The sequence below is a fragment of the Pyrinomonadaceae bacterium genome (assembly GCA_036277115.1).
GTDB lineage: Bacteria > Acidobacteriota > Blastocatellia > Pyrinomonadales > Pyrinomonadaceae > UBA11740.
In genome coordinates this window covers 250,370-273,439 of sequence record DASUNM010000027.1, presented here as the reverse complement: position 1 = coordinate 273,439, position 23,070 = coordinate 250,370, and the positions used below count along the sequence as shown (strand labels likewise).

Annotated in this window: 17 protein-coding genes and 1 riboswitch; of the genes, 6 read left to right on the top strand and 11 right to left on the bottom strand. The window is 56.5% G+C overall.

The annotated features are described in order from the left end of the window. Positions 1–7: 7 nt before the first annotated feature. Positions 8–721, top strand: coding sequence for a lipid-binding SYLF domain-containing protein (locus VFX97_17595; protein HEX5705016.1), 714 nt, complete (start codon positions 8–10; stop codon positions 719–721). Between the two features lie 47 nt (positions 722–768). On the opposite strand, the gene VFX97_17590 is transcribed toward VFX97_17595, so the two are convergent. The 6 genes from VFX97_17590 to VFX97_17565 all read right to left on the bottom strand — a co-directional run bounded on the left by VFX97_17590 (position 769) and on the right by VFX97_17565 (position 9,668). Next, positions 769–4,176, bottom strand: coding sequence for a patatin-like phospholipase family protein (locus tag VFX97_17590; protein ID HEX5705015.1), 3,408 nt, complete (start codon positions 4,174–4,176; stop codon positions 769–771). 247 nt (positions 4,177–4,423) lie between these two features. Then, the gene (locus VFX97_17585; protein HEX5705014.1) at positions 4,424–5,251 is read right to left on the bottom strand and encodes an SH3 domain-containing protein; all 828 of its coding nucleotides are present in this window, start codon (positions 5,249–5,251) and stop codon (positions 4,424–4,426) included. A gap of 60 nt (positions 5,252–5,311) precedes the next feature. Then, a complete protein-coding gene (locus tag VFX97_17580) occupies positions 5,312–6,205 on the bottom strand; it encodes a hypothetical protein (protein ID HEX5705013.1) in 894 nt (297 codons plus the stop codon). Positions 6,206–6,287: 82 nt separating this feature from the next. Next, positions 6,288–8,009 (bottom strand): hypothetical protein, encoded by a 1,722-nt coding sequence (locus VFX97_17575; protein ID HEX5705012.1) that lies wholly within the window; start codon positions 8,007–8,009, stop codon positions 6,288–6,290. A 4-nt stretch (positions 8,010–8,013) separates the two neighbouring features. Further along, the gene (locus VFX97_17570; GenBank protein HEX5705011.1) at positions 8,014–8,409 is read right to left on the bottom strand and encodes a hypothetical protein; all 396 of its coding nucleotides are present in this window, start codon (positions 8,407–8,409) and stop codon (positions 8,014–8,016) included. 146 nt (positions 8,410–8,555) lie between these two features. Next, the gene (locus tag VFX97_17565) at positions 8,556–9,668 is read right to left on the bottom strand and encodes a hypothetical protein (protein ID HEX5705010.1); all 1,113 of its coding nucleotides are present in this window, start codon (positions 9,666–9,668) and stop codon (positions 8,556–8,558) included. A gap of 242 nt (positions 9,669–9,910) precedes the next feature. On the opposite strand from VFX97_17565, the gene VFX97_17560 reads away from it, so the two are divergent. Continuing rightward, the gene (locus VFX97_17560; protein ID HEX5705009.1) at positions 9,911–10,459 is read left to right on the top strand and encodes a DUF488 domain-containing protein; all 549 of its coding nucleotides are present in this window, start codon (positions 9,911–9,913) and stop codon (positions 10,457–10,459) included. Positions 10,460–10,738: 279 nt separating this feature from the next. Here VFX97_17560 and zwf read toward each other — a convergent pair whose 3' ends face one another. The 4 genes from zwf to mtnA form a co-directional block, all read right to left on the bottom strand. Next, positions 10,739–12,289 carry a glucose-6-phosphate dehydrogenase gene (gene zwf, locus VFX97_17555; GenBank protein ID HEX5705008.1) on the bottom strand — a complete coding sequence of 517 codons (1,551 nt, stop codon included), beginning with the start codon at positions 12,287–12,289 and terminating at the stop codon, positions 10,739–10,741. Between the two features lie 2 nt (positions 12,290–12,291). Then, on the bottom strand, positions 12,292–13,329 hold the full coding sequence (gnd, locus tag VFX97_17550) for a decarboxylating 6-phosphogluconate dehydrogenase (GenBank protein ID HEX5705007.1): 1,038 nt from the start codon (positions 13,327–13,329) through the stop codon (positions 12,292–12,294). Positions 13,330–13,402: 73 nt separating this feature from the next. After that, positions 13,403–15,241, bottom strand: a complete 1,839-nt coding sequence (locus VFX97_17545) for a bifunctional transaldolase/phosoglucose isomerase (protein HEX5705006.1) — start codon at positions 15,239–15,241, stop codon at positions 13,403–13,405. Then, positions 15,147–16,214, bottom strand: coding sequence for an S-methyl-5-thioribose-1-phosphate isomerase (gene mtnA, locus VFX97_17540; GenBank protein ID HEX5705005.1), 1,068 nt, complete (start codon positions 16,212–16,214; stop codon positions 15,147–15,149). Before mtnA ends, VFX97_17545 begins: the two co-directional genes overlap by 95 nt. 123 nt (positions 16,215–16,337) lie before the next feature. Further along, positions 16,338–16,486: riboswitch (cobalamin riboswitch) on the top strand. A 252-nt stretch (positions 16,487–16,738) separates the two neighbouring features. Between mtnA and VFX97_17535 the strand changes: the two genes are divergently transcribed. The 4 genes from VFX97_17535 to VFX97_17520 all read left to right on the top strand — a co-directional run bounded on the left by VFX97_17535 (position 16,739) and on the right by VFX97_17520 (position 22,001). Next, positions 16,739–17,614 carry a cobalamin-binding protein gene (locus VFX97_17535; protein ID HEX5705004.1) on the top strand — a complete coding sequence of 292 codons (876 nt, stop codon included), beginning with the start codon at positions 16,739–16,741 and terminating at the stop codon, positions 17,612–17,614. Positions 17,615–17,655: 41 nt separating this feature from the next. Then, positions 17,656–18,687 (top strand): iron ABC transporter permease, encoded by a 1,032-nt coding sequence (locus tag VFX97_17530; protein HEX5705003.1) that lies wholly within the window; start codon positions 17,656–17,658, stop codon positions 18,685–18,687. A gap of 83 nt (positions 18,688–18,770) precedes the next feature. Further along, complete coding sequence (locus VFX97_17525; protein ID HEX5705002.1) at positions 18,771–19,556, top strand: ABC transporter ATP-binding protein; 786 nt, start codon at positions 18,771–18,773, stop codon at positions 19,554–19,556. A gap of 99 nt (positions 19,557–19,655) precedes the next feature. Then, on the top strand, positions 19,656–22,001 hold the full coding sequence (locus tag VFX97_17520; GenBank protein HEX5705001.1) for a TonB-dependent receptor: 2,346 nt from the start codon (positions 19,656–19,658) through the stop codon (positions 21,999–22,001). Positions 22,002–22,620: 619 nt separating this feature from the next. Here VFX97_17520 and VFX97_17515 read toward each other — a convergent pair. Then, positions 22,621–23,019, bottom strand: a complete 399-nt coding sequence (locus VFX97_17515) for a DUF4383 domain-containing protein (protein ID HEX5705000.1) — start codon at positions 23,017–23,019, stop codon at positions 22,621–22,623. Positions 23,020–23,070: the final 51 nt, after the last annotated feature.

The following is a 23,070-nucleotide window of genomic DNA, read 5'->3' as shown; positions in this document are numbered from 1 at the left end:
AGAATAGATGCAGCGCTTCGCAAGTCGATTGATAATTCTGCTCGTCCTGCTGATTCCGTTTACCGCCTTCGCGCAGACCAGCCGTGAACGCAGCACAAAGAAAGCTCTCGCTGCGGCCAAGCAGTCAGAACGCGCGACCCGCGTTTTCAATTCCATCATGGCGACGCGCGAGAAATCCATTCCGCGCGACCTGCTGCAGCGCGCTGAAGCCGTCGCCGTGTTTCCCGGTGTCTTGAAGGGCGGCTTTATCGTGGGCGGGCGACGAGGCTCCGGGGTCATTAGCCGCCGCGTCGCGGGCGGCTGGAGCGCGCCGGCGTTTTTCGATCTCACCGGCGGCAGCTTCGGTTTGCAGATTGGCGCCTCGTCAACCGACTACGTTCTCTTGTTTATGAATGAAGAAGCCGTCGGAAGTTTGCTCGGCAACAAGTTAGAGATTGGCGGTGAAGGCAGCGCGGCTGCCGGTCCGGTGGGAAGGGCCGCGAGTGCTTCGACGGACCTGAGGTTGAACGCTCAAATTCTTTCTTACTCGCGCAGCAAGGGTGCCTTCGCGGGACTCGAGCTTAAAGGCGTAGTCATCCAGCCGGACAACGAAGACAACTCGCAGGTTTACGGCATGACCGCGCGCGACATTCTCACAGGTGCAAACAAGATTCCGATGGCGAAGATGCCCGAAGGCGTCCGCATCTTTCCGCAAACGCTGGCGCAATATTCCACCCGGTAGCGGCAACTAGCACTTCGACCGCGATCAGACAGATTTGTCTGATGACTCTAGCCGATAAGAATACCGAGACCGCTGTCAGGCAGGTTTTGCTGATGCGCCGGAGCTTCTGAAACTTTTAGCTGTGATCCCGCAGTCGCTTTTTTGAGAAGCCCGTCGAGTTCGGCATCAATTAACGCGGACGAACCTTCCCCCGCTCCGGCATTGCAGATCTTGTCAACAATATACGAGCCCAACTTTCGGTAGCTTTCGAATTGTGATTCGTCAAACCACTGGTCACCAGTGCTTTGCTGCGGGAAAGTCTCATGCGTCATGGCATAGCGATAGATGTCGCGTGGCTCGTCACCATAAAACGCCGGCTTAAGGTAGATGATTTTTCCGTCAGGCTCACCCTTATCGATACAAGAATAACGGATTGTTCCAATGGCGCAGTAAACTCCCGGTTTCTTCTCGCTGCGCGGAAAGAGATTCATCGGTCCAAAATCGATCGGAATGCCCAGGTCGGTACGCACCTTCTGCACGGCATTCCCTAGATCGTTGTACTGAAAATCGGGATCGCCGGCGGCGTCGCTTATTACAATCAGGCGGCAACGGCGCAGAACCATTTCGTAAAGGCCAAGATTCTCGAAGTGTCCGCCGTCAGTCAGATACACATAGTTATTCTTGTCATCGGTCCAGCCCAAAGCCTCGGCGATGATCGGGTAGACGGCAGACTTGGGATGTGCCAGTTCGAAATAATGCTTGATGCCGCGGGCTCGTAGCTTAAGTGGGACTTCTCCGGCAGGTGCTGGATTTCCCAACCACCAACCCAGCCTGACATTGAACAGCGTCATCAGAAACGTGACCACGGGCGAAGAGTAGTAACCCATGTTGGGGCTGGCGGCGGCCCCCGAGATCGCCATTGCCGTGCCGAGACTAATGCCGCCATCCTTTTGGCCACCGTAATCGAAAGTGCGCCGGTAAGAACCATAGGCCGGTCCCGTGCGCCCGTCTGTATGAATCTGGAAACTGCCGCAATGTAATGGGCTTACAGTAAAAGACTCCGCTTTTCGCTGCTGCCAGGCAAGTCGATCGCCGCCCACCAGGTTAAGGGTGATGTTTACGATGTGTAGCGGACGTCGGTAGGACACTATCGCCGGCCGAATCTCCTCGAGCGCTGCTTCGAAGGCTTGCCTGTGACGCGTCACAAATTCGGCGCTCGTCGGTGAGAGATCTTCCCAATTTATGTCTACGTCCGACACGATCGCCGGTAGAATCTCCTCGAATGCTGCTTCGAAGGCTTCACTGTTACGTTTCACAAATTCGGCGCTCGTCGGGGAGAGATCTTCCAGATCGATATTTTGGTAGGAGTTCGCCGGGCGAATGTCATCTTTGAAAGCTGTCTCGAGAGCTTGTCGATTACGCTTCACAAATTTGACGCTGGTCGGGGCCGGGTCCATTCCTTCGAGGTCTATTCCAAATTCACTTTGAATCGCCGATGGGATAATTGGGAACTGCAGCAGGGCATTGTTGAGATCCCTAATCAACGCGCTTTCCAGCAGTTTCCCTGTCTGGTCGCCCGCGAGCTCCGGGTCATACCGATTCAGCAGTTGCTTTGTCGAATCTGACAAGACGTTCGCCACGATGTGAGCTGAGACCGGACCGGATTTGGTCTGTAACTTCTTGACGAGACTGCTAAACCCGTTCGGTTCCTTGAAGCTTTTCGTATGCAGCATCTCGGGCCGTAACTCACACATGTTCACGTTGTCATCGGAATCAAAACCGGTAAATTTATTAGGTCGTCGCTCAACGCTCTGACGCGACGCGCCGAGGTACGCGCGAATCAGGCGATTGCGATACATCGCATGGTACGAAAACTTGTTTGTATTGATCACGTGAGCCATGAGCAAGCCCAGTCCGCCGGCCACGCCCATGAAAAGCAAGATCTCTCGCGTGCGCGGCACGTCTAGACGAAATGCATCGAACGAGCTGTGGCCCATCGCTTTAGCTGACAGCAAGCCAGTCCAATTCCAAAACGGCGCGAGCCGATCGATTAAGCCATCTGTGGCAATCGATAACGACATCACGAGCACCGCGGCGAACACAATGGCTCCCAGTGGCAATGCGTGTTGCATTACCAGTCCCATCCAACCCTGCGACTTCTCGCCCTTCGCCGGGAGTTTCGCGCTACGTGCCAGGAGCGCGGTGATAACACCAATCACACCGCCCGCGGGTACGACACGTTTTGCCCAAACATCAGTTATCACGCTGGGACCCATCACCACGAGAAAACTCCCGATGATCCAGACAACGAGGGCGATAAGAACCCACGCTCCGTACCTGGCCCACCATTCGCGATCTTCATCCTTAGTCCATCTGCTGGCGATGCCCACGAACAAGCTCAGGGCGAGAAACACCAGCAACAAATAGACCGGGACGGCGAGCGTCGAATAAAGCAAAAGCCGGTTGATTTCTTTCGCTGGCTCAGGGAAGAGAAGCGACACCACAAAGAGCATCAGGCCGCCGACAATTCCATTGAACAGGAGACCGACGAATTCACTGACAATCAGCTTAGGTGACCTGATCATCAAGATCGTGTACACGACCCAAGCCGCGAGGTGCAGCCCGACGCCGAAAGCAATAAATCCAAGAATGCGGGAACGCCCGTCCAGAATGTGTAACGTCAGACTTCTCTCTAAGTCGGTGTTCGCATTATTGAACCAGGCCCAATACAAGGCGAGCAGGGTTGCTGACAAAAGCATGGGCACGAAACACCACTTGAGGAAGCTCTTTTGGTCCCGATCTTTCTTGGCAATGGTGGGCCGGCTAATCGCCACGTAAACGATCATTTGCACGCCCAGGATGATTGCCAGAAGCAGCGCGCCAACTCTCACGTAACCAGGAGGTGACAACTGAGAAAGCGATACGAACAATCTAGGCAGGGCCAGCACGGCGAGCAAAAGTGGGATTAACACCAGCCAGTTGAGAAGCAGATTTCTAATCCATATGGCGACCAACGTCCAGGTGTCAGCCGACAACATGCCCAGTTTAGGCGTCAAGTAGTTGCTGTAAGCGCGCAAATGCGTAATGGGCTCCGCTTCGGGCTTCATCACGTACGGTGGGTGCTCGCCGGGCAACTGTTTCGCCACGCCTGGAAGGCCTTTCTCCTCGCGGTGAATCCAGGCTGACAACCAACTGCCGATGTATCCTCCGCCCGAAACTGTTGAAACGTAATTGAACTTGTCCAGCAGGTTGTTGTGGGCCAAGCCTTGAAGCACTCCTAAACCAAAAGTCGCGCTGCGAATGCCGCCTCCGGACAAACAGATCGCAGCATGATTCTTCTTGTGGTTTTCTTTGATGATGTTCTTTAGCCGCTCTTCGGCCGGCTTTTTCGAATCGACAGACGGCGAAGGCACGCCATGCAATAGATCATATTCCTCTTCAAGAACCTCATACACGCGTAACGGGTGGTCAGACATTTTGAGAGTGCCTCCCTTGATGGATTGATTAAACGTGCGCGACAACGAAAGAGAAGAACGGGACGGTTGTTGTCGCAGAAAACTACTCGCCGTTAACCGGCGCAAACAAAACTTCGATCGAGAAACTGCCCGTGGGCGGACATGTCTTTCTAAAAAACGCCGGCGCGCTATTCAACGCTTAGGTGAAGGAGCAAGTCTGGCGCCGGTCAACCCGCACCCAAATTTATCGGCGCGATGACAGACTGCTTTAGGCGCCTAGCGCCGCTCGGAACTTCTTGAAGTTTTGAATTCTTTCCGCAAGACCGTGTGTCCCGCCATTAACGCGTTTCGTCACGCTGGTAACGACTGCATCGCTCGCGCCTTGATCGCAGATCGCCCAAATGTTGTTTGAGTTAAAGAAGAACGCCGCCGAAGCGAGCGGAAACTTCGTGGCAACCAGATCCGGGTTTGCGACACAGTCTTCACCGACGAAACCTGTAAAGCTCGTGTAGTTGTTCTTGCCCGTTAATTGAATGTAGCCGCGGCCACGATACCTGAATCCGTCTCCCGAAGCCTCGTCGCCATTGCCCATTCGGTTGGCATAGACGCGGCTGCCGATTTTCTGAGGGTTACGAGCATAGGCATTCACGTCTACGTTTTTAAAGTACTTTGGAAATACTTGCAGCAGGCGTTGGGCGCTGTAGTTCAGGTTTTCGACGGTGGCGGTGAAGTTCATAGATTCCAGCGCACACTGCGCGAGAAAGTGCGCCAGCCGTAGATTCGACGTGATATTAAACTCCGACGCGGCTGCGGGAATTTGCGCGAGCACCGCGTCAGGAATCTTTCCCGCCAAACCGGCGAGGTTCAGATTCGGAGTCGTTGCGGGAACCGCGGGAGGATCAGTTGCCTGAGCCGCGTTTCGATTTATGAAGCTAGCGGCTACAAAACCGACATCACTGCCAACGCTCACCTTCAAAAAGTTACCTTGATCTTCCAGAATTTCAACAGTAGTTCCTTGCGGAAGTACTTTCATGATCGTGCCTCCTGGTGTTGCTCGGAGGTTCAAACCCGAAGGGATAACGGTACCTTGAGCCATCGTTTACTCCTTTATTCGAACTGTCTTTTTCTAATCATTTCAGTGGAGGATCTGTCGTCATCACCCCACCGCCGGCGGGGTCGTTGCATTATCCGGCGCTGGCGGTGGAGGCGGAATTGCCGGAACTGGCGGAGGCGTCGGCGCTGCACCAGTACCCGGTAACGATTGTTGTGGTTGCGGGTTCGCCCCAACCTGTGGCTTCGACAATAGCACCTCAGCCACATCCTTGAGCTTGAGCACAGCCTGCGTGCTAAACATGCCAATCAAAGCGGCGAAAGCGGCAAATCCAAAAGGACTAGTCTCCTGGAACGACGATTGGGGAGAGAAAAATCCGCCGCGAATGAGTAAATAGAACACCAATGCCAGGGCAGACCCTGCGAATGGCATCATGAAGTACATTGCGATCCAGCTCTTTACCAGACTGCGATTGCCGATGTACCAATAGATCGAGCGCAGACAGTGCACCAGAGTTCCGAGCGCGCCCCCCAAGAGCACCAGGAACAGAAGCCGTTGCTCGTCCCACAAACTGAGCTGATAGCCCAGGAAGGTGACAGGCGAAGGTTCTGCGCCCGGGGATGGCGATGGCGTCGGCGTCGGCGATGCGGTCGATCTCGCGGCCGGTGCAGTTGAATTCTGAGCTGTGGCGACCGGACTCGATTGACCGGCAGGCGAGGCGGTCGGGGTGGTAGCGCCTGCCGCAGGTGCCGTCGCCTGGTCGGTCGCCGTTGACGACGGACGTTGCTGTGCCGCAGGTGGGTTTTCGCGGGATGGGGTTCTTACTGGCCAAATCTTCACCATGGCATAGCCGACAAACACGGTGAAGAGAACCAGATACGCAATAATCGCGATAATCCACCCGACGCCGGCCTCGGCCGATCCCGGCCCTCTGCCTGCGGCGGTGGTTCGAGGCATGTTCGAAGGATTGGCGGCTGAGTCTTGAGTTTGTTCAGGCATCGGCCTCTCCTGGTTTGAAGTGGAATGACTGAATTCTATTAGTGCTGATATTCAATGCCGTCCTAACGCGCGACGACGAAATCTACTGAGGTTGCGGGTTCAACTGAGACTTCTTGTTGAATCCGTATTTGAATGAGCTCATGAAGAACCCCTTCTTCGGTGCACCTGCATCTCCTGGGCCATTCCCACCCGTGACCACAAGGTAGAAGTTGTCTGTGATCCTCGCCTCCGCGCCGAAGGCAAACCGACCTGAAGTAAAGGTCCGGTTCGACGGAACGCGGTTGCGAATGTATGAACCCTCCAGGTTGAACGCGAAGTCGGGATTGCCTGCCCGAAATCGTCCTCCGAAAAAGCTGGAGTTCTGGGACACGAACTGTCCGGGCCGGTCTGGATCGGCAACTTGTTCATTCGTTCGGTGCCGGGCGTGAAGGATCAGCTGTGCAACCTTGCTTAGACTCGGCAGCCCATCGAAACCGTAAGCGAACGAACTCCAAAACGCGCCGCCGTTCCATTTGAGTGAAGTGTTTTGGCCGTTCTTGGTGATCCAACTGGGAGCATAGGCGATCACCCAGCTGGTGGCATTCCAATTTGCCTTTCTCACTTTGTCGCGACAGGCATCCGCTACCTGGCTGTTGGCGGCGATGGCCTTTGCGTTGATCGCCGCAATCTCTGCGGGTGAAGGTATGGCGGAACTTGGCGCATCGGGCGGCTGAATGTTCGCCTTGAAGCAAGTCAGAACGTCGCCGTCCACGCCGCGCTTCGGATGGTAAACTCGCGCGTCGCCTTTGTCCCACAAGGTCACATTAAGGCCCAGAGCCAGACGTGTGGCCGTGTCGTCCGCGGCAGCGCCCTTGGTCGTTGCCAATGAGAATTGGGTGCGGCTGAGCAAACGTGTCAGGTAATAATCATTGTAATCCTGCAGGGTAATGTTCCTGCCATTGAATAGCATGAATGGCGCAGTGTCGATCGCCAGTCCGGTTTGGAAATTTCCGTTCTTATCCAATCCGTTCAGCAGAGACGTGGCAAATTCTCGCGGCGTCCCGGGTCGCACTATCGTGTTCGGCGTGACGCCTAAGACGGTAGCAGCGGGCGACTCCGGCATCGACAGGTCGATGTTTCCAAAACCAGCCTCGAGGTCTTTACTCGCGCCGGGGATAAGGCCGGCAATTCCCTGAAGAAGGTTACTTAGCGTGGGCGAAGCCTGCGGAACTGGAGGGACAGGCGGCGCGACAACGGGAGCATTTGGCCCGGGAGCAACCGTACTTGTACTTGCAGCCGGCGTGATGATCAGAGAATTATTCTCCGGGGCTGGGCTGCCCGCAGTCGCTGGCGGAGCGAGCGCCGGTTGCGTTTCGTTATTCGAGGCGTCGCTATTAGTGCGCAAAGCCGCGAGTTGTGGGAGCGCGAACACCACTGAAAGGCTATTCGTAGCGTGAACGACGCGAGCACTGCCCCCGGTCCGCAATACGAATGTGATCTCAATATCGTCGCTCCGTTGTTCCAGCTTAACGCTTAGAACCTCGCGACCGCTCAGGTCGTTCTGGAACGATGCGACCGAGGCCTGGGGAACGACAACCACGAACCGATTACCACTCTTATACGAGACTGCATCACGGGTCGCAGCGCCTTCAATCGTCGCCGGTCCCGTCTCAGGAATGTGAACGCGAATCGGCCGCAAGTGCCCTTGCTGAAAACTAACGCTTGAGCCCCTCGCTAAGACTGGTGGGCAGACGATCATTGACAGGACGCCGAGCGCGCACAGAACAAGGCCGAATTTGTGCAACGAGCTAGTTTGGTTTTTCATCCCCTTAATCCACTACCTTGAAACGAGCGTTGGCAAAGGTAGCCGTCACATTTGAGAACGGCCCACTCTGAGTGAACGGCCCGGTTGGACAGTTGGCGCCGTCCTGTAAGAACTTCGCTGTTTGACTAAACTGCTGGCCCGGCCCACCGGTCGGCGATGCAATAGAGGCCTGCCACGTTATGTAACGGCCATCAAGTCCGCTTGCTGAAGTCCCGATGGGAAAGGTATCCGGTTCACCGGGGACATTAGTGGCCTTTGCTACTTCGGTTGGGTTATGTCCGTTAGTGTCCCAAAGGAGGATCCGGAAGCTCGCGAATTGGGCGAACCCAAAGCTGAGTTGTATCTGAGGCACGCTCCCGGTCTTCTTAATCTCCACAATTGGCACTTCGTTATCTGGCATCGCAAATGCTCCTTATCTATGGCAGGTGGACGTCGATGGAATTACGGTTCGGTGGGACCCTGGCCCGACCCGTGTCTCCGAAAATATTTCTTCCTGGTCATCGATATGCCCATCGTTATCGACCCAACACGGCAACCAGGACTTCATCAATCCTTCGACTGTTCCTCCTGACTCTTCTCCTTCGGTTTCACCGTCGAACGAATGACGATGAACTTGTTTAGCAGGTCGAACCAGAACGGAGCACCGAGAGAAATCGCCAGCGCAGTCAGCAACCAACCCCACCCGTGTTCATAAATCTGCGTTCCCCAGGTGCCCAGGACGCCTGGCTTCCAGAGCATAAATCCGGGGAAAGGATCACGAGGTGGTCTCCACCCAATCGGCAGACCCAGTTTTTCAAGTTGGCACTGGTTTTTCTTTAACTTGCACTTGGGAGAGTTTTCATCCGCCTGGCAGTCATGCGCCCAACATGGGTCCGAAGGAGTTGGCGACTGTGTTGGGGTCGGCGACGAGACCGGTGTCGGAGTTGCCGTGCTGTCTGCCGGCGGCTGAGTTGCCGCACCTGTCGCAGAGTTTCCCGGCGGCTGAGTTGTCGAGGGAGACGGTGTGGGAGTTGGCAAAGCATTGGCTTTGGCATAAGCATCTGCGGCGGCCACCATCGAATCACGCAAAGCCTTGTCATTGGCGAGGGCCTTGAAAATGGCGATTGAATCGACATTCAAACCGATCGTAACCAGCAGGCCCAGGATCATAATGATTATGTGCACACGTCGCTTGTACCAACCCGAAACGCGATCCATTGCGCCGTCGTACCAATTCTGAATATTCAACCGCAGTTTGTTGATATCGCCTTGAGCGTCATCGATCAGGGCCAGCAGGGCATCTTTGATTGGGGCGGCTGCGTGATTGGCTGGCAGGTTGGAAACCGTGTCGCGCACCGCTTGCACCGGATTTGATCCGGCGCCCGGCGAAGTGACATCGGGAGCAACGATATTCAGGAGTGCCAAGGCAAATGTGCGTGAAGGAATGTAGGACGGTTTCCCCTTGGCTTTGGTATAGAGACCGCTGACCAGCGTGTGGTTATATACTTGGTTCGCCAGCCCTTCGTCGTTGAGCAGGGAGCGAATTCCTTCCTCCAGTTTCGCGGCGCGGTTTTTCATTACCGTTTCGATTAATTCGTTTGCCGCGGAGCAGACCAAACTCAGGAGCAGGTAAACGAAGACCATGCCGATGGCAACGTCGATGACTTGTGAACCAAACATATCTATTTACCTCGTTTGGGAATCTTTCTTCGGCGCCACTGCCACGATCGAAAGCAGAGTTGCCGGATCGCGAGTAGGCCAGAAACGATGAAACGATCTCGCGTCAGTTTAGTGAGTACGCGCTAGCGCGTCAGAGGCCTTTAGGACACGCGGCTTATACTCTGCGCCTCAGAGCGTGTCAAGAAACTTTTTCGCAAGGGCCGGTAATTTTCACGACTACTTTTAGTTGTACGATCGTTAGCATGAATCCGAACGCAAGCTTGTCGGTCTGGACAATCGGCCATTCGACACGGCCCATCGACGAGTTCGTCGCAGCGCTACAGTCGTTTCGCGTCGGCGCGTTGGTTGATGTCCGTACTTATCCAGGGTCGCGGCGTTATCCGCAATTTAATAAACCGACCCTGGCGGCGGTGCTGGCGGAAGCTGAAATCGAGTACCGTCACGCTCCTGAGCTTGGAGGCCGCCGCCGTGCGAAACCTGATTCAATTAATATGGCCTGGCGGAATGAAATGTTTCGCGGGTACGCGGATCACATGGAGTCGGACGAGTTTCACGAAGGCATTGAGCAGCTGCTCCGGGAGGCGAAAGAAAGTCGGACGGCGATTATGTGCGCCGAAGCCGTCTGGTGGAAATGTCATCGCAGCTTAATCGCGGATTATTTGAAAGCGAAGAGCGTGACGGTGGTCCACATCCTGGGCGCAGGAAAGTCGGAAGAACATCCATTCACGAGTGCTGCGCGCCTCGTCAATGGTGAACTATCGTACCGGGGCGTCTTGGATGTCAGTGAGTGAGTGTTTCATAATCCAGGCAACTGATATGGCTGAACAACCGACAGTAAGACGTTGCGAGCGTTGTGACCGGATAACCAACCACGTGATCGAGTCCATCGGGCCCGATAGCAAACTGCATTTCTTTTGCTGGGAATGCGTTGAGCGACACGAGAAGCGATTCAACACCAAACCTGGCTGGCGTCGCGCTAATCGCACTCAAAGATACATCTCAGTTCCATCTACGTGACGTCGGTACACACGCGTCCCGCGTGCCAGCACGCCAGGGGCGTGCGTACCGTCTTACTTCGCGCGGTGAGGACGTCTAAGATCCGAAGTCCACTCCCACTCACGACCGTCGCGCGTTAACAGCTCTTCAGCTTCCTTCGGTCCCCACGTCCCGGCCTTGTAGTTTGGAAAGTCCGGCGGCGCTTGCTTCCAGGCTTGAACAATCGGTTCAACTACCGCCCATCCTGCTTCGACTTGATCTGCGCGCTGGAAGAGCGTCGCGTCGCCCACCATGCAGTCGTGCAACAAACGTTCGTAACCAGTGCTGGGTGTGTCGCCAAAATAGTCTTCGTAATCAAACTGCATATCGACCGCGCCGATGTTCATGGTTGAGCCGGGAATCTTTGCGCCAAAGCGCACGGAAATTCCTTCGTCGGGTTGAATGTGCAGCACGAGGCGATTGCGATTGAGGCGTTCAATCGGCGTGTTACGAAAGAGGACGAACGGCGCGCGTTTGAAGCGAATGGCGATTTCTGTGTCGCGCGCGAGCAGACGCTTTCCGGTACGCAGGTAAAACGGCACGTCAGCCCAACGCCAGTTATCGATCAAAAGTTTTATCCCGACGTATGTCTCGACATTCGAATCGGGCGCGACGTTTGGTTCCGCGCGATAAGCCGGCGCCGGCTTTTCATCAATCTCGCCCGCATCGTATTGGCCGCGCACCGTTCGTTTTGCTGCTTCTTCGGGTGTAGGGCATTGAATCGCGCGAAGCACTTTCACCTGCTCATCGCGCACCGAATTTGCCTCAAACGAAACCGGAGGCTCCATCGCCGTCAGCGTTACTAACTGAAGCAGGTGATTCGGCACCATGTCGCGTAACGCGCCTGTGCTTTCGTAGTAAGCCCCGCGTTGTTCGACGCCAACCTTCTCCGCCGCGGTAATCTGCACGCTGTCAACGTACTGGCGATTCCAGATTGGTTCGAACAGGCCGTTGCTAAACCGGAACACCATGATGTTCTGCACGGTTTCTTTCCCGAGATAGTGATCGATGCGATAAATCTGATCTTCGTCCAGGACCTGCTTGATCTCCTGGTTCAGTTGCCGTGCTGATTCGAGATCACGCCCAAACGGCTTTTCAATGACCACCCGTCGCCAGTGATCGCCCTGTTCCGTTGTTAATCCGACGCGGCCGAGCTGCTGCGCAATCGGCGCGAAGTACTGAGGCGCGGTGGCGAGATAGAAAACGCAATTTCCTGCGGCCTGATGCTTCTGATCGAGTTCCTCGACCCGGGCCTTCACCCGTGCGTACATCCGATCGTCGTCGAAATCCCCGGTCATGTAATAAAGGCGCTCCGCGAGCCATTGCCATTCGTCGTCACTGATTTCGTCGGTGGCGAACTCGTCCATGTCTGCGCGCAGGCGCCGGCGAAATTCGTCGTCGCTCATTTCCACGCGCGCGAGACCGAGTACGGCGAAATTGTCAGAGAGGCACTGGCTGTGTTTGAGATTGTAGAGAGCGGGAATCAGTTTTCGCTTGGTGAGATCGCCAGAGGCACCGAAGATGACCATGATGCACGGCGGGGCAATCTCAGCTGCGGCTGCAGGTTGTGTTTCGTCAGACGGCATCGTCACTTAGTGCCACTGCGCGGTTCCAGATGCCCGCCAAACTTCTTGCGCATGGCGGACAGAATCTTTTCGGCAAACGTGTGCTCTTGCCGCGAACGAAAACGCGTGTAAAGCGCGGACGTCAGAACTTCGGCGGGCACGGCTTCTTCGATTGCGGCTTGAATAGTCCAGCGGCCTTCACCTGAATCCTGAACAAAGCCGGTGTAGCTTTTCAGTTCGGGATCTTCAAGCAGGGCCATCGCCGTCAGATCAAGCAGCCAGGACGAGATCACGCTGCCGCGGCGCCACACTTCAGCGATGTCGGCGACGTTCAAGTCGTAACGAATATCTTCCGGCAACTGTTCTGAGTTCGCATTGTGAAAAATGTCGAAGCCTTCGGCATACGCCTGCATCAGACCGTACTCGATACCGTTGTGCACCATCTTTACAAAATGGCCGGCGCCTGACGGACCGCAGTAGAGATAGCCGTCTTCAACTGTGCCGGGAACATTCTCGCGTCCCGTAGTACGCGGAATCTCTCCGCGACCGGGAGCGAGCGTTTTGAAGATCGGATCGAGATGCTCAACGACTTCTTTCGGGCCGCCGATCATCATGCAGTAGCCACGCTCCAGTCCCCACACGCCGCCGCTGGTACCGACATCGACGTAGTTAATGCCTTTTTCGCGCAGCGCCTTCGATCGGCGCACGTCGTCTTTGAAATACGAGTTGCCACCGTCAATGACGGTGTCGCCGGAGTGAAGCCGCGCGCCGAGATCGTTAACCGTCTTTTCCGTTGCCTCACCGGCCGGCACCATGATCCAAATTGCGCGCGGTTGTTTGAGTTTGGCGACGAACTCTTCCAGCGAAGAGGCTCCTATCGCGCCTTGGCCGGCAAGTGCCTGGACGCTCGCCGGATTCATGTCCCAGACGACACATTCATGGCCGCCACGCATTAAGCGTCGCACCATGTTGGCGCCCATCCGGCCCAGACCAATCATTCCCAGTTGCATGTGTGTACCAGGCGTGTCAGAACGCGGAGCGGTAGCGATGGGATCTGCCATTCAAGTTCTGTTTTGATCCGGTCGCATCCACCACCCCACGCGGGCTGCCCGCGCGGGGACCCCGGTCCTGACACTAATCGAGCGCTCGCTTGATTTCCGCGTCCAACTTTTGCAATCCCTTCGCCACATGGGCGCCTAAATGAATTCGCAACGCGCGTCGCCCGCGTTCCGCTAGCACTTCAAAGTCGCCGCGCGCCTGCGCCGCTTTCACGACGCCAAAAGTGTACTTCTGATTTGGCACGGGTAAATCATTCGCATCATCGCAGGTTATTTGCAGAAACACTCCCGAGTCTGGCCCACCTTTATACGCCTGTCCGGTTGAATGCAAAAAGCGCGGCCCGAATCCTAAGCACGTCGCGACATGTTTTGTGTCGCGGATGGCGTGACGCGGTGTTTGCAGAAGTTGCTCATGCTCTTCATTCATCTCAACGTAAGCGAGGGTCGCAAAGTAATCATTCGGCTTCAGGCGATCGACATGGGCTTTCAGATATCCGCGCAGAGAAGCCTCCGTCGTTGCGCTCTTCATTGCGGTGGCATTTCTGTCATCGGCGAATAACTTGATGTCGTCGTCTTCGTAAAATGGTGTTTCAGGCGGTAATGATCCGGTGCGCTCGTACTCGTCAGTGAGTTTGCGCGTTTCGATCTTGCTGGCTTCGACGTCTGGCTGATCGAAAGGATTAATGCCGATGATCGAGCCAGCCACCGCAGTGGCGAATTCCCAGCGAAAGAATTCCTTCCCGAGGTCGTAAACATCAGCGACTGAAATAATGATTACCGGATGACCAGCCTGCTCCAGGTCCGCGATTGCCTCGTCCTGGCGCGAATCCGGCCCCGATTCCAATCGCATATATACGAACACGCGATCGTCGCCGTATGCGTCCGCCGTTGCGAGCGCTTCACGATCCAGGGGAATCAATCCGTTGCCGTTCTTACCGGTCGATTCCGCCACTAGCTGTTCCAGCCACGCGCCCAGATCGTGGATTCCAGGCGAGGAAACAATTGTCAGTTTGTCGCGACCCTGTTTGTGCGCAGTTCCCAGCACGGCTCCGAGAATCGCGCCCGGATTATTTTTCACCGCATCCGCGCGGCACGCCTTGACCATCTCACCGGTGCGATTCAGAAACGACGGGACGTCGATTCCCATCGCGGCTGCCGGCGCCATGCCGAAATCGGAAAGCGCCGAGTAACGTCCGCCGATGCTCGGGTCACCCAGAAAGATCTTTCGGAACTGATCGCGTTCAGCTTCCTCACGCAGCTTCGATCCAGGATCGGTTATGGCGATGAAGTGTTTGCCCGCGTTCTCTTTGCCGACGACTTCTTGCGCGCGGCTGAAGAAGTATTGTTTGAAGATGTTCGGTTCGAGAGTGGTGCCCGATTTACTTGAGACGAAGAACAGCGTGGTGCTGATGTGGATCTTATTCTCAACTGCCTTGACCTGCGCCGGATCGGTTGAATCCAGAACGTGAAGCCGCGGAAATCCATCGATGCTTCCGAACGACTTCGCCAGCACTTCGGGGCAGAGACTGGAGCCGCCCATCCCGAGCAACAGGACATGAGAAAAGCCGGCCTCTTTTACTTCAGCAGCAAAGTTCACAAATCGGCGATTGGTTTTTTGCTGCTCATCAACGATGTTCAGCCAGCCGAGCCATTTGTCTTCGCCTGCATCAGTCCAGAGCGTCGCGTCTCGCGCCCAAAGTTGCTCGACCTTGCGATTGGCTTGCCAATCATCGAGCGCAGCTTCAACGGCCTTCGACAAATCGGGCGGCAACGAAAGCTTCATTTGGTTGATGTTTTCGGCGATACGCGCCTCCTCAGGTTTATGGTGCGCTGGCGGAACGCGCGTTAGCCAACGTTTGGAGGCTTTCGGTGTAAGGGGCTCGGGCCACGCCGCGATCAGTGATGATGGCCGCAATCATCTCGTTTGGAGTGACATCAAAGGCGAAGTTGTGCACGTCAACACCATCCGGGGTCAATTGCTGTTCGCGCAAGTGCGTCACTTCTCTTGGATCTCGTTCCTCGATGGGGATGTCTTCGCCGGTGGCGGTGGCGAGATCGACTGTGGAGAACGGGGCCGCCACATAGAATGGAATGTCGTGTTGCTTTGCCAACACGGCTACCATGTATGTTCCGATCTTGTTCGCGGCATCACCGTTTGCGGCAATGCGATCGGCGCCGACGACAACGCAATCGACTTTGCCTTGCTTCATCACGTGACCGGCCATGTTATCCGTGATTACGGTGACCGGAATGTTGTCCTTGCTCAATTCCCACGCGGTCAGTCGCGCACCTTGCAAGAACGGCCGCGTTTCGTCGGCAATTACGGCGACCCGCTTGCCCGCATCAACCGCCCCGCGAATCACGCCGAGCGCAGTGCCGTAATCACCCGCCGTAGCCAGCGCGCCCGCGTTACAGTGCGTCAGCACAGTCGCGCCATCATTGATCAGGTCGGCGCCGTGACGGCCGATGGCGCGGTTTGAATCAATGTCTTCCTGAAAAATCGTTTGCGCCTCTTTGACCAAACGGGCCCTAACTTCGCCGATATCGCTCACGCCCTCAGCTTTCGCTTTCTTGATCACGTCGCGCATCCGTTCAATCGCCCAGAACAGATTAACGGCCGTCGGGCGCGTCGCGCCCATCACGTCACACATGTACTTGAAATCGTATTCGAGGTCGGGCAGGGAAGTGCTGACCGACTGTGACGCACCCAGCGCGAGTCCCATCGCAGCGGCGACCCCAATCGCCGGCGCGCCGCGCACGACCATCTTCTTAATCGCGTCCGCGACTTCCTCGTACGAATAAAGCGTCAGGTATTTCTCTTCGTTCGGCAGCAGACGCTGGTCCAGCATGCGGACGCCTTCATCGGTCCATTCGACAGTTTTGATCATGAGTGATTGATTGAGCGCCAAATGTTACTTGACGCGCGCGGCGCAAGCAAAGTGGGTGGCTTTCAAGTGAGCATTGACAGGTGCCTGAGCCGGTGCTATCGTCCGGCGCGTTAAGCTTTGCGATTTTTGAAATTGCGTTCAGGTGCCCCGCATCGAAGCGGGGAGAATAGGGAAGCGGGTGTGAATCCCGCGCGGTCGCGCCACTGTGAAGTTCATCGCCAGTCTGAAGCGATGACAAAGCCAGGAGACCTGCCCGGACGCTGTAGCAGTTTTGAACGCCCGCGAAAGGTGTTCAGGCCGCCGTGGGAATTTCTCAAAAAAGATCCCGTTGCCACCTGTCCATTTCGCGGCAGAAGGTGACGGGCTTTTTGATTTTTAGGGGAAAACAAACCTCTTTGTGCGACCTTTGTGGTTCTGCGGGTCTTTGTGGTCGATATTCGCCAAACAGATCTCGAGACACAGAGAACCACAGAGAATTCACTGAGAAAAAAGCCTTCTTAGTCGCGTTTCTGCTCGTCGCGACAGTGATCTCAGCAACTGCTTGTTATCGTTCACGCCGGCAAACAGTTTTACCCACAACTCAAACGCGGGAAGTTACCGACGAAGCGGGCCGCCAGGTTCGCCTACCCCAAAAAATCGATCGCATCGTTTCGCTCGCGCCAAATCTGACAGAGATCGTTTACGCCGTCGGCGCCGGGGATCGTCTGGTCGGCCGCACCAGTTACTGCGACTATCCGCCCGCTGCCGAAGCCGTCGCGGAAGTCGGTGACACAATGCAGCCCAGCGTTGAGCGCATCATCGCGCTTAAGCCTCAAATCGTTCTTATCTCCACGGCCTCACAACTTGAGACCTTCGCTAAACAGCTTGATGAACAGCGGATTGCGGTTTACGTGACGAACCCCAATAGCGTCGATCAGATTCTTAGTTCGATCGAGACGCTGGGAGAACTGTTCGGCACCGGTGAGCAAGCCAAACAAGTCGCCGCGGACTTACGTCGTCGGACGCAGGCCGTTGAATCTGCCGTGGTAAACCAGCCACGGATCAAAGTTTTCTACCAGATTTCAGATGAGCCGTTGTACACGATCGGCCGCGAAGCGTTCTTAACGGATCTGATCCGGCGCGCCGGTGGAGTCTCGGTCACCGCTGATGTGCCGACCGCGTTCCCCCGTTACAGCGATGAGGCAGCGCTCGCGTCTCAACCCGACGCGATCATTCTGCCGACGGGCGGCTCGGTGGGGAATGCGAACTCAACCGCGGTGCCGGCGCTGAGAAATTCTCCCGCCGTTCGGAATAATCGAGTTTACAAAATCAACGATGACATTTTAGCGCGACCCGGACCACGGCTGTTTGAAGGACTGGAGCAATTGGCGCGCGCATTACATCCGGAAGCATTTAAGTGAACGTAGCACTGTGCGGCGGGCCGAGCCGCTGAATCGAATCTGTGAACCGAACTCAAATCATCGGAAGAGCAACGCTGAAGCGAACGCTGCTGATTTGCGGTTCGCTGTTGGTTGTACTCGTGCTCGCATTGATCGGCGCCGCGGTGATCGGTAGTCAGCGTCTGCCGTTTGCGGGATCGCTTTGTGCGCTGACCGGAAGCTCGAATTGCGCGTTGTCGGCGGAAGAGCGCGCGATCCTTTTCGATATTCGTCTGCCTCGAATCATTTTGGCGGGCGCGGTCGGGATGTGTTTGGCCGCGGCCGGCGCGGCATATCAGGCGTTGCTACGAAATCCGTTGGCGGAACCGTACCTGCTCGGTGTCTCGAACGGCGCGGCAGTTGGCACGATGGCGGCGCTCGTCTTCTTCACCGGCTATGAGTGGAGCCGTCCGATCATGGCGTTTGCGGGCGCCGGCGCTGCGACATTTGTGGTTTACCGTCTGGCGCGCGGTCGCACCGGCGCCACGCCTGAACGCCTAATTCTTGCGGGCGTGATCGTCACCACGTTTCTTTCATCGGGAATCGTTTTTATCACAACCGTGATGGACGCGACGCGCATTCGTTCGTTCACGTTTTGGTTGCTGGGTGATTTGTCCGGAACCACCGGGAGCTTGCTGACGGTCGCGGTGGTTACCGCAATTGTTGGCGGACTGGTGCTCACGCTGAATGCGCGGTCTCTGAATTTAATGATGCTCGGTGAGCGTGACGCATTCGACCTGGGTGTCGAAGTCGCGCGCGTGCGTCTGATCGTTTTCGCCGCCGCGAGTCTTTTGGTGGGCGCGTCGGTCGCCTCGAGCGGATCAGTCGGCTATGTCGGACTTGTCGTTCCGCATCTGGTGCGGCTGTCGTTCGGCAGCGACAACCGTCTGGTGGTGCCCGCCGCGGCGATCGCGGGCGCGACGTTTGTGATTGTCGCCGACACTTTGGCGCGCACGCTAATCGCGCCGCGTGAATTGCCGGTGGGCGCGATCACCGCGCTGATTGGCGCGCCCTTGTTTGTGTACTTGTTGAAACGCGGAGCTGGGGCTGTTTAGAGGCGGGCTACCGCCCGCCGGCCCTTTCGCAAATTGAAAACGGCGGGCAGTTAGCCCGCCTCTAAACGAACAAAGTTTTCCGGATGCTCGAAGCAAAGAACATCTCAATCAACTACGACGAGCGGACCGCGGTGCGTGACGTTTCGCTGCGGGCTGAACCAGGAAGCGTGATCGCGATTCTCGGCCCGAACGGCGCAGGCAAATCAACCTTGCTGCGCGCGCTCAACGGCAGCATCGCGCCGGCTTCCGGTGAAGTTCTGCTCGATGGCAAGCCTTTGCGGACCTTTGCGCGGCGGGTAGTAGCGCGGCAAATCGGAATGGTCGCCCAGGAAGCAGACCTGCGATTTCCGGTGACCGTTTTCGAATTTGTTCTTGGCGGCCGCTACGCCTGGTCGGGCGCCAAAGCTTGGGGCTGGGAAAACGAACACGACATCGAGGTGGCGCAAAACTCAATTCGCGAAACAGAACTGGCGGGTTTCGAGTCCCGCTTGATGAACGAGTTATCGGGTGGCGAACGCCAGCGTGCAGTACTCGCGCGTGCGCTCGCGACTGAAGCGCGCGTCTTTCTGCTTGATGAACCGACGGCGAATCTTGATCTCGCGCATCAAGCGACGATGCTGCGTTTGATTAAAGCGCGCTGCGCCAATGAAGAGTCTGCGGCGGTGGTGGTGACACACGACGTCAATCTCGCGGCTGAATTCTCGAACCAGGTGATTCTCATGGAAGCCGGGGGCGTCGTCGCGGCGGGCGCGCCGCAGGCGGTCTTGACCGAAGCGTTGCTTCGCGACGTGTTTGGCTTGCGAGTGCTGGTGGACGCGCATCCGATCTCAGGCGCACCGCGAATCACGCCGGTGCACAGTAACGTTTAGAGGCGGGCGTTGCCGCCGATGACAGCCGTAGGGTGAGTTTGGGGAAGTAGCCCGACCGTGAGGGAGGGCGTGAAGCAAGGATGAAGGATGAGAGTGAAGATGAAAAGAATCCTGTTTTTAGTCATCGCAATCGCAATCAGCGCAACAACAGCCTTTCCACAAAGCGGCACTGAACTTCGCGGGCGCGTCACTGACGAACGTAACGCAAACATTGAAGGTGCAAACGTTCGCCTGCGCTCACGCAGCGGCGGTGAGTTATCGACGACCACGGACGGTAACGGCACGTACGCGTTTACGAACCTTGCCGCGGGTGATTACGTTTTGGAAGTTAGAGCAAACGGCTTCGCCGCATCTGCTTCACGCGTGACTATCCAGCGTGGCCAAACAGGGGCGAGTGACGTGCGCCTTTCTGTCGAGGCGATCAATGAAACCGTAAGCGTCACCGGAACCGGCATCGCCCAGACTGTCGATGAGACCTCAAAAGCGATCAGCGTGCTCGAAAACTCGGCAATTGAAACGAAACGTGAAGTTGGATTGAGCGAGAGCCTGCGCGGCGTTCCGGGAGTGCGGGTGCAGCAACAAGGTTCGCCCGGCGCATTAACCAGCGTACGTCTGCGGGGACAGCGCACATCCGACACGGCGCTGTTGCTCGACGGCTTACGCGTGCGCGATGCGGCTGACATTAACGGCGCGGCCGGGCCATTGTTTGCTGATCTCGCGCCCAATGATTTGGATCGCGTTGAAGTGCTGCGCGGTTCGGGCTCGTCAATCTACGGCTCGAATGCGATCGGCGGTGCGATTAATCTCGTTTCGGGGACGACTGGCGGGGACCGTTATTTTGAGTTCGGTTTTGATGGCGGCAGCCTGGCGCAGTTTCGTGAACGCGTGCGTGGATCGGGCGGCTTGGGCAAACGCGCGGGCTTCAGCTTTGGTTTGTCTCGCGTCGATGTGCGAAATGGGGTTGACGGCAACGACGAGTACGGCAATACGGCGGGCTCTGGACGCTTTCAATTGCATCCGACACGATCTTCAACCCTGAGCTTTAACTTTTACGGGACGACTGCAAACGCGCGCATTAATGACAGCCCATTTGCTCTCCCGGCAGCATTCGCCGGCGGTCAATATCCACGCGCAATCGAAGGCACGACGTTCAATGCGGACTTCAACAATCCTGATCTAGGCCGCCGAAACCGGCTGCTGGTTGGCGCTATCCGCTTCAGTGATCACGTCACTGACGCGATCTCATATTCGGTGGCCTATCAACATGTGGGTTCGCGTCGTCAAAACTACAACGGGCCGGGGATAGATCCGCGGTTCTCGTCCCCGACGTTTTATCCGTTCGGCGAATTCGAGTTCGTGGCGGTTAACAACGGCTCAACGGATACGTTTGACGCGCGCGCTAACTTCCGATTAGGACGTCACAACCTGCTGACCGCCGGATTCGAGTACGAGCGCGAATCGTTCTTCCAATCGTCGATTCCATCTTTCAGCGCTTTCAATAACACCACCGATCGGCAGCGCACGATGGCGGTGTTTGCGCAGGATCAGATTTTCCTGTTGGAAGATCGGTTGCAGATTTCAGTCGCCGCCCGGGGCCAGTGGTTTCGGATTAGCGCCGCCGATCGACCCGGATTTCTTAGCTCTATCAACCCGGAGAGTTCAATTACCGGTGACGGTTCGATCGCTTACTTCGTTCGTTCAACGGGCACGAAACTACGCGCCCATGTCGGGAATGGATTCCGCGCACCGGCGTTGTTCGAGCGGTTTGGCGCCGGCACTTTCGCGCAGGCGGGCTTCACGCGCTTCGGCGATCCGACCTTGCGCGCGGAACAATCGATCAGTGTTGATGCCGGGTTCGATCAACGCGTCGCGAACGACCGCGCACGATTCGGCGCGACTTACTTCTACACTCACTTGCAGCGCGTTATCGCATTCAATTCATTTTTCGTAATCGACCCGTTGGGAACAGGCCGGTTTAGCGGCTACGAGAATCGGCCGGGCGGCTTTGCGCGTGGCGTGGAAGCCTATCTCGAAGCCGCGCCGTGGCGAGGCGCCGACTGGCGCGCGTCATACACATTCACGAACAGCGATCGATTTGTGCGTGGCAGCGGCCTGCAGCGTGAATACGTCATTCCCGAACATCTTTTCGGCTTGAACATCAATCAGCGCTATCGCTCATTCGTTGTCAGTCTCGACCTGAATTACACGGGAAGCCATCTCGCTCCGATTTTTGAGAATAATTTTCCTTTCCGTACTTCGGAACTAACGTTTCCCGGATACACGAAGGCCGATCTGTTCGCGAGCTACGAACGACGAGCGTCCGAACGTGTGACGCTCACGTTCTTTGGCGGCGCCGACAATCTATTCGATGTCACTTACTTCGAGAATGGGTTTCGCAGTCCGGGGATTGTGGCGCGTGGCGGCCTGCGCATCGCAGTAAGATGAGGTCCGCGCGATCGTGAATTCGACAGAGGAAAAGATTTGCGCACGCTGCCAGGCTGTGTTCACTTGCGGCGCCGCACAGGCTGACGAGAGCTGTTGGTGCGCGCAGTTGCCCCATGTTCCGCCTATCGCCGACGAACGAACGGACTGCTTTTGCCCTAAATGTCTGGGGGAAGCTATCGCGAAACTCAACCTTCCGGAATCAGAACCTACTGAGGTCGTGAACCAACACTCCCTTCCGCTATTGCAGGAGGGGCAAGATTATTATGTCGAGGGCGGCGCCATGGTTTTTACCGCCGCTTATCATTTAAAGCGCGGATACTGCTGCGACAGTGGCTGCCGCCATTGCCCGTACGAACAAGAGCCAGTCGCCGCGAGAGCGGGAGCAAGCCCGCCTTCCCGACTGTGAGACTTCTAAACTCACTCGATTGCTTCAGGTTGAAGGTCATTAACAGGGGGACCTCAATCTCAACGGTAATCAGCTCGGGGTGAGGAAGGTCGGCTTGCCACCGCTCTTGCCTTTTCGTGCAATGATGAGGTTCAAAGAAAAATGGCGAGCGACCGAGTCGCGGTCACCGACCGCAATCGATCCACTCGCCAAAACTTCGATCCGCAACCGGTGCTAGTCGCGTCGTCCGATTAACCCACCGGCTAAGAACACCACGCCCAGCAGAATGTGCACGATGTGATCCATCTGCCCGAGTTCAAGCGTCCCCGGCAGCAGTTTCCATAGTCTGGGATCCTGATGCGTCATGCCGGCCATCTCAGATGCTCCCGGTGTTCCCATGACAAATCCGACCACGCCCAAGAGCAGATAGACGGCTCCGAATGCCAGGCAGAACGACCTGGCGCCGCTGTATGATCCGGCAAAGCCGAAATACAGAGCAATCGCGCCCGAAATCACGTGAATCAGATTATGCGCGAGGCTCAAATGTGTCCCCAGCATGCCGGGCGCGACAAATCCTGCGACCCCCACGATGAGAAAGACCACGCCGAGGATTTTGCAAACTGTCTTTGCCATGTTGTCGTTTCCTCCTGTGAAACAGTGAACACCGCTGCGGAACCTAATTGT

Excerpts from the sequence above, each read along its gene's own strand:
- VFX97_17595 (HEX5705016.1), top strand. The coding sequence starts at position 8 with ATGCAGCGCTTCGCAAGTCGATTGATAATTCTGCTCGTCCTGCTGATT.
- VFX97_17590 (HEX5705015.1), bottom strand. The coding sequence starts at position 4,176 with ATGTCTGACCACCCGTTACGCGTGTATGAGGTTCTTGAAGAGGAATAT.
- VFX97_17585 (HEX5705014.1), bottom strand. The coding sequence starts at position 5,251 with ATGGCTCAAGGTACCGTTATCCCTTCGGGTTTGAACCTCCGAGCAACA.
- VFX97_17580 (HEX5705013.1), bottom strand. The coding sequence starts at position 6,205 with ATGCCTGAACAAACTCAAGACTCAGCCGCCAATCCTTCGAACATGCCT.
- VFX97_17575 (HEX5705012.1), bottom strand. The coding sequence starts at position 8,009 with ATGAAAAACCAAACTAGCTCGTTGCACAAATTCGGCCTTGTTCTGTGC.
- VFX97_17570 (HEX5705011.1), bottom strand. The coding sequence starts at position 8,409 with ATGCCAGATAACGAAGTGCCAATTGTGGAGATTAAGAAGACCGGGAGC.
- VFX97_17565 (HEX5705010.1), bottom strand. The coding sequence starts at position 9,668 with ATGTTTGGTTCACAAGTCATCGACGTTGCCATCGGCATGGTCTTCGTT.
- VFX97_17560 (HEX5705009.1), top strand. The coding sequence starts at position 9,911 with ATGAATCCGAACGCAAGCTTGTCGGTCTGGACAATCGGCCATTCGACA.
- zwf (HEX5705008.1), bottom strand. The coding sequence starts at position 12,289 with ATGCCGTCTGACGAAACACAACCTGCAGCCGCAGCTGAGATTGCCCCG.
- gnd (HEX5705007.1), bottom strand. The coding sequence starts at position 13,329 with ATGGCAGATCCCATCGCTACCGCTCCGCGTTCTGACACGCCTGGTACA.
- mtnA (HEX5705005.1), bottom strand. The coding sequence starts at position 16,214 with ATGATCAAAACTGTCGAATGGACCGATGAAGGCGTCCGCATGCTGGAC.
- VFX97_17525 (HEX5705002.1), top strand. The coding sequence starts at position 18,771 with ATGCTCGAAGCAAAGAACATCTCAATCAACTACGACGAGCGGACCGCG.
- VFX97_17520 (HEX5705001.1), top strand. The coding sequence starts at position 19,656 with ATGAAAAGAATCCTGTTTTTAGTCATCGCAATCGCAATCAGCGCAACA.
- VFX97_17515 (HEX5705000.1), bottom strand. The coding sequence starts at position 23,019 with ATGGCAAAGACAGTTTGCAAAATCCTCGGCGTGGTCTTTCTCATCGTG.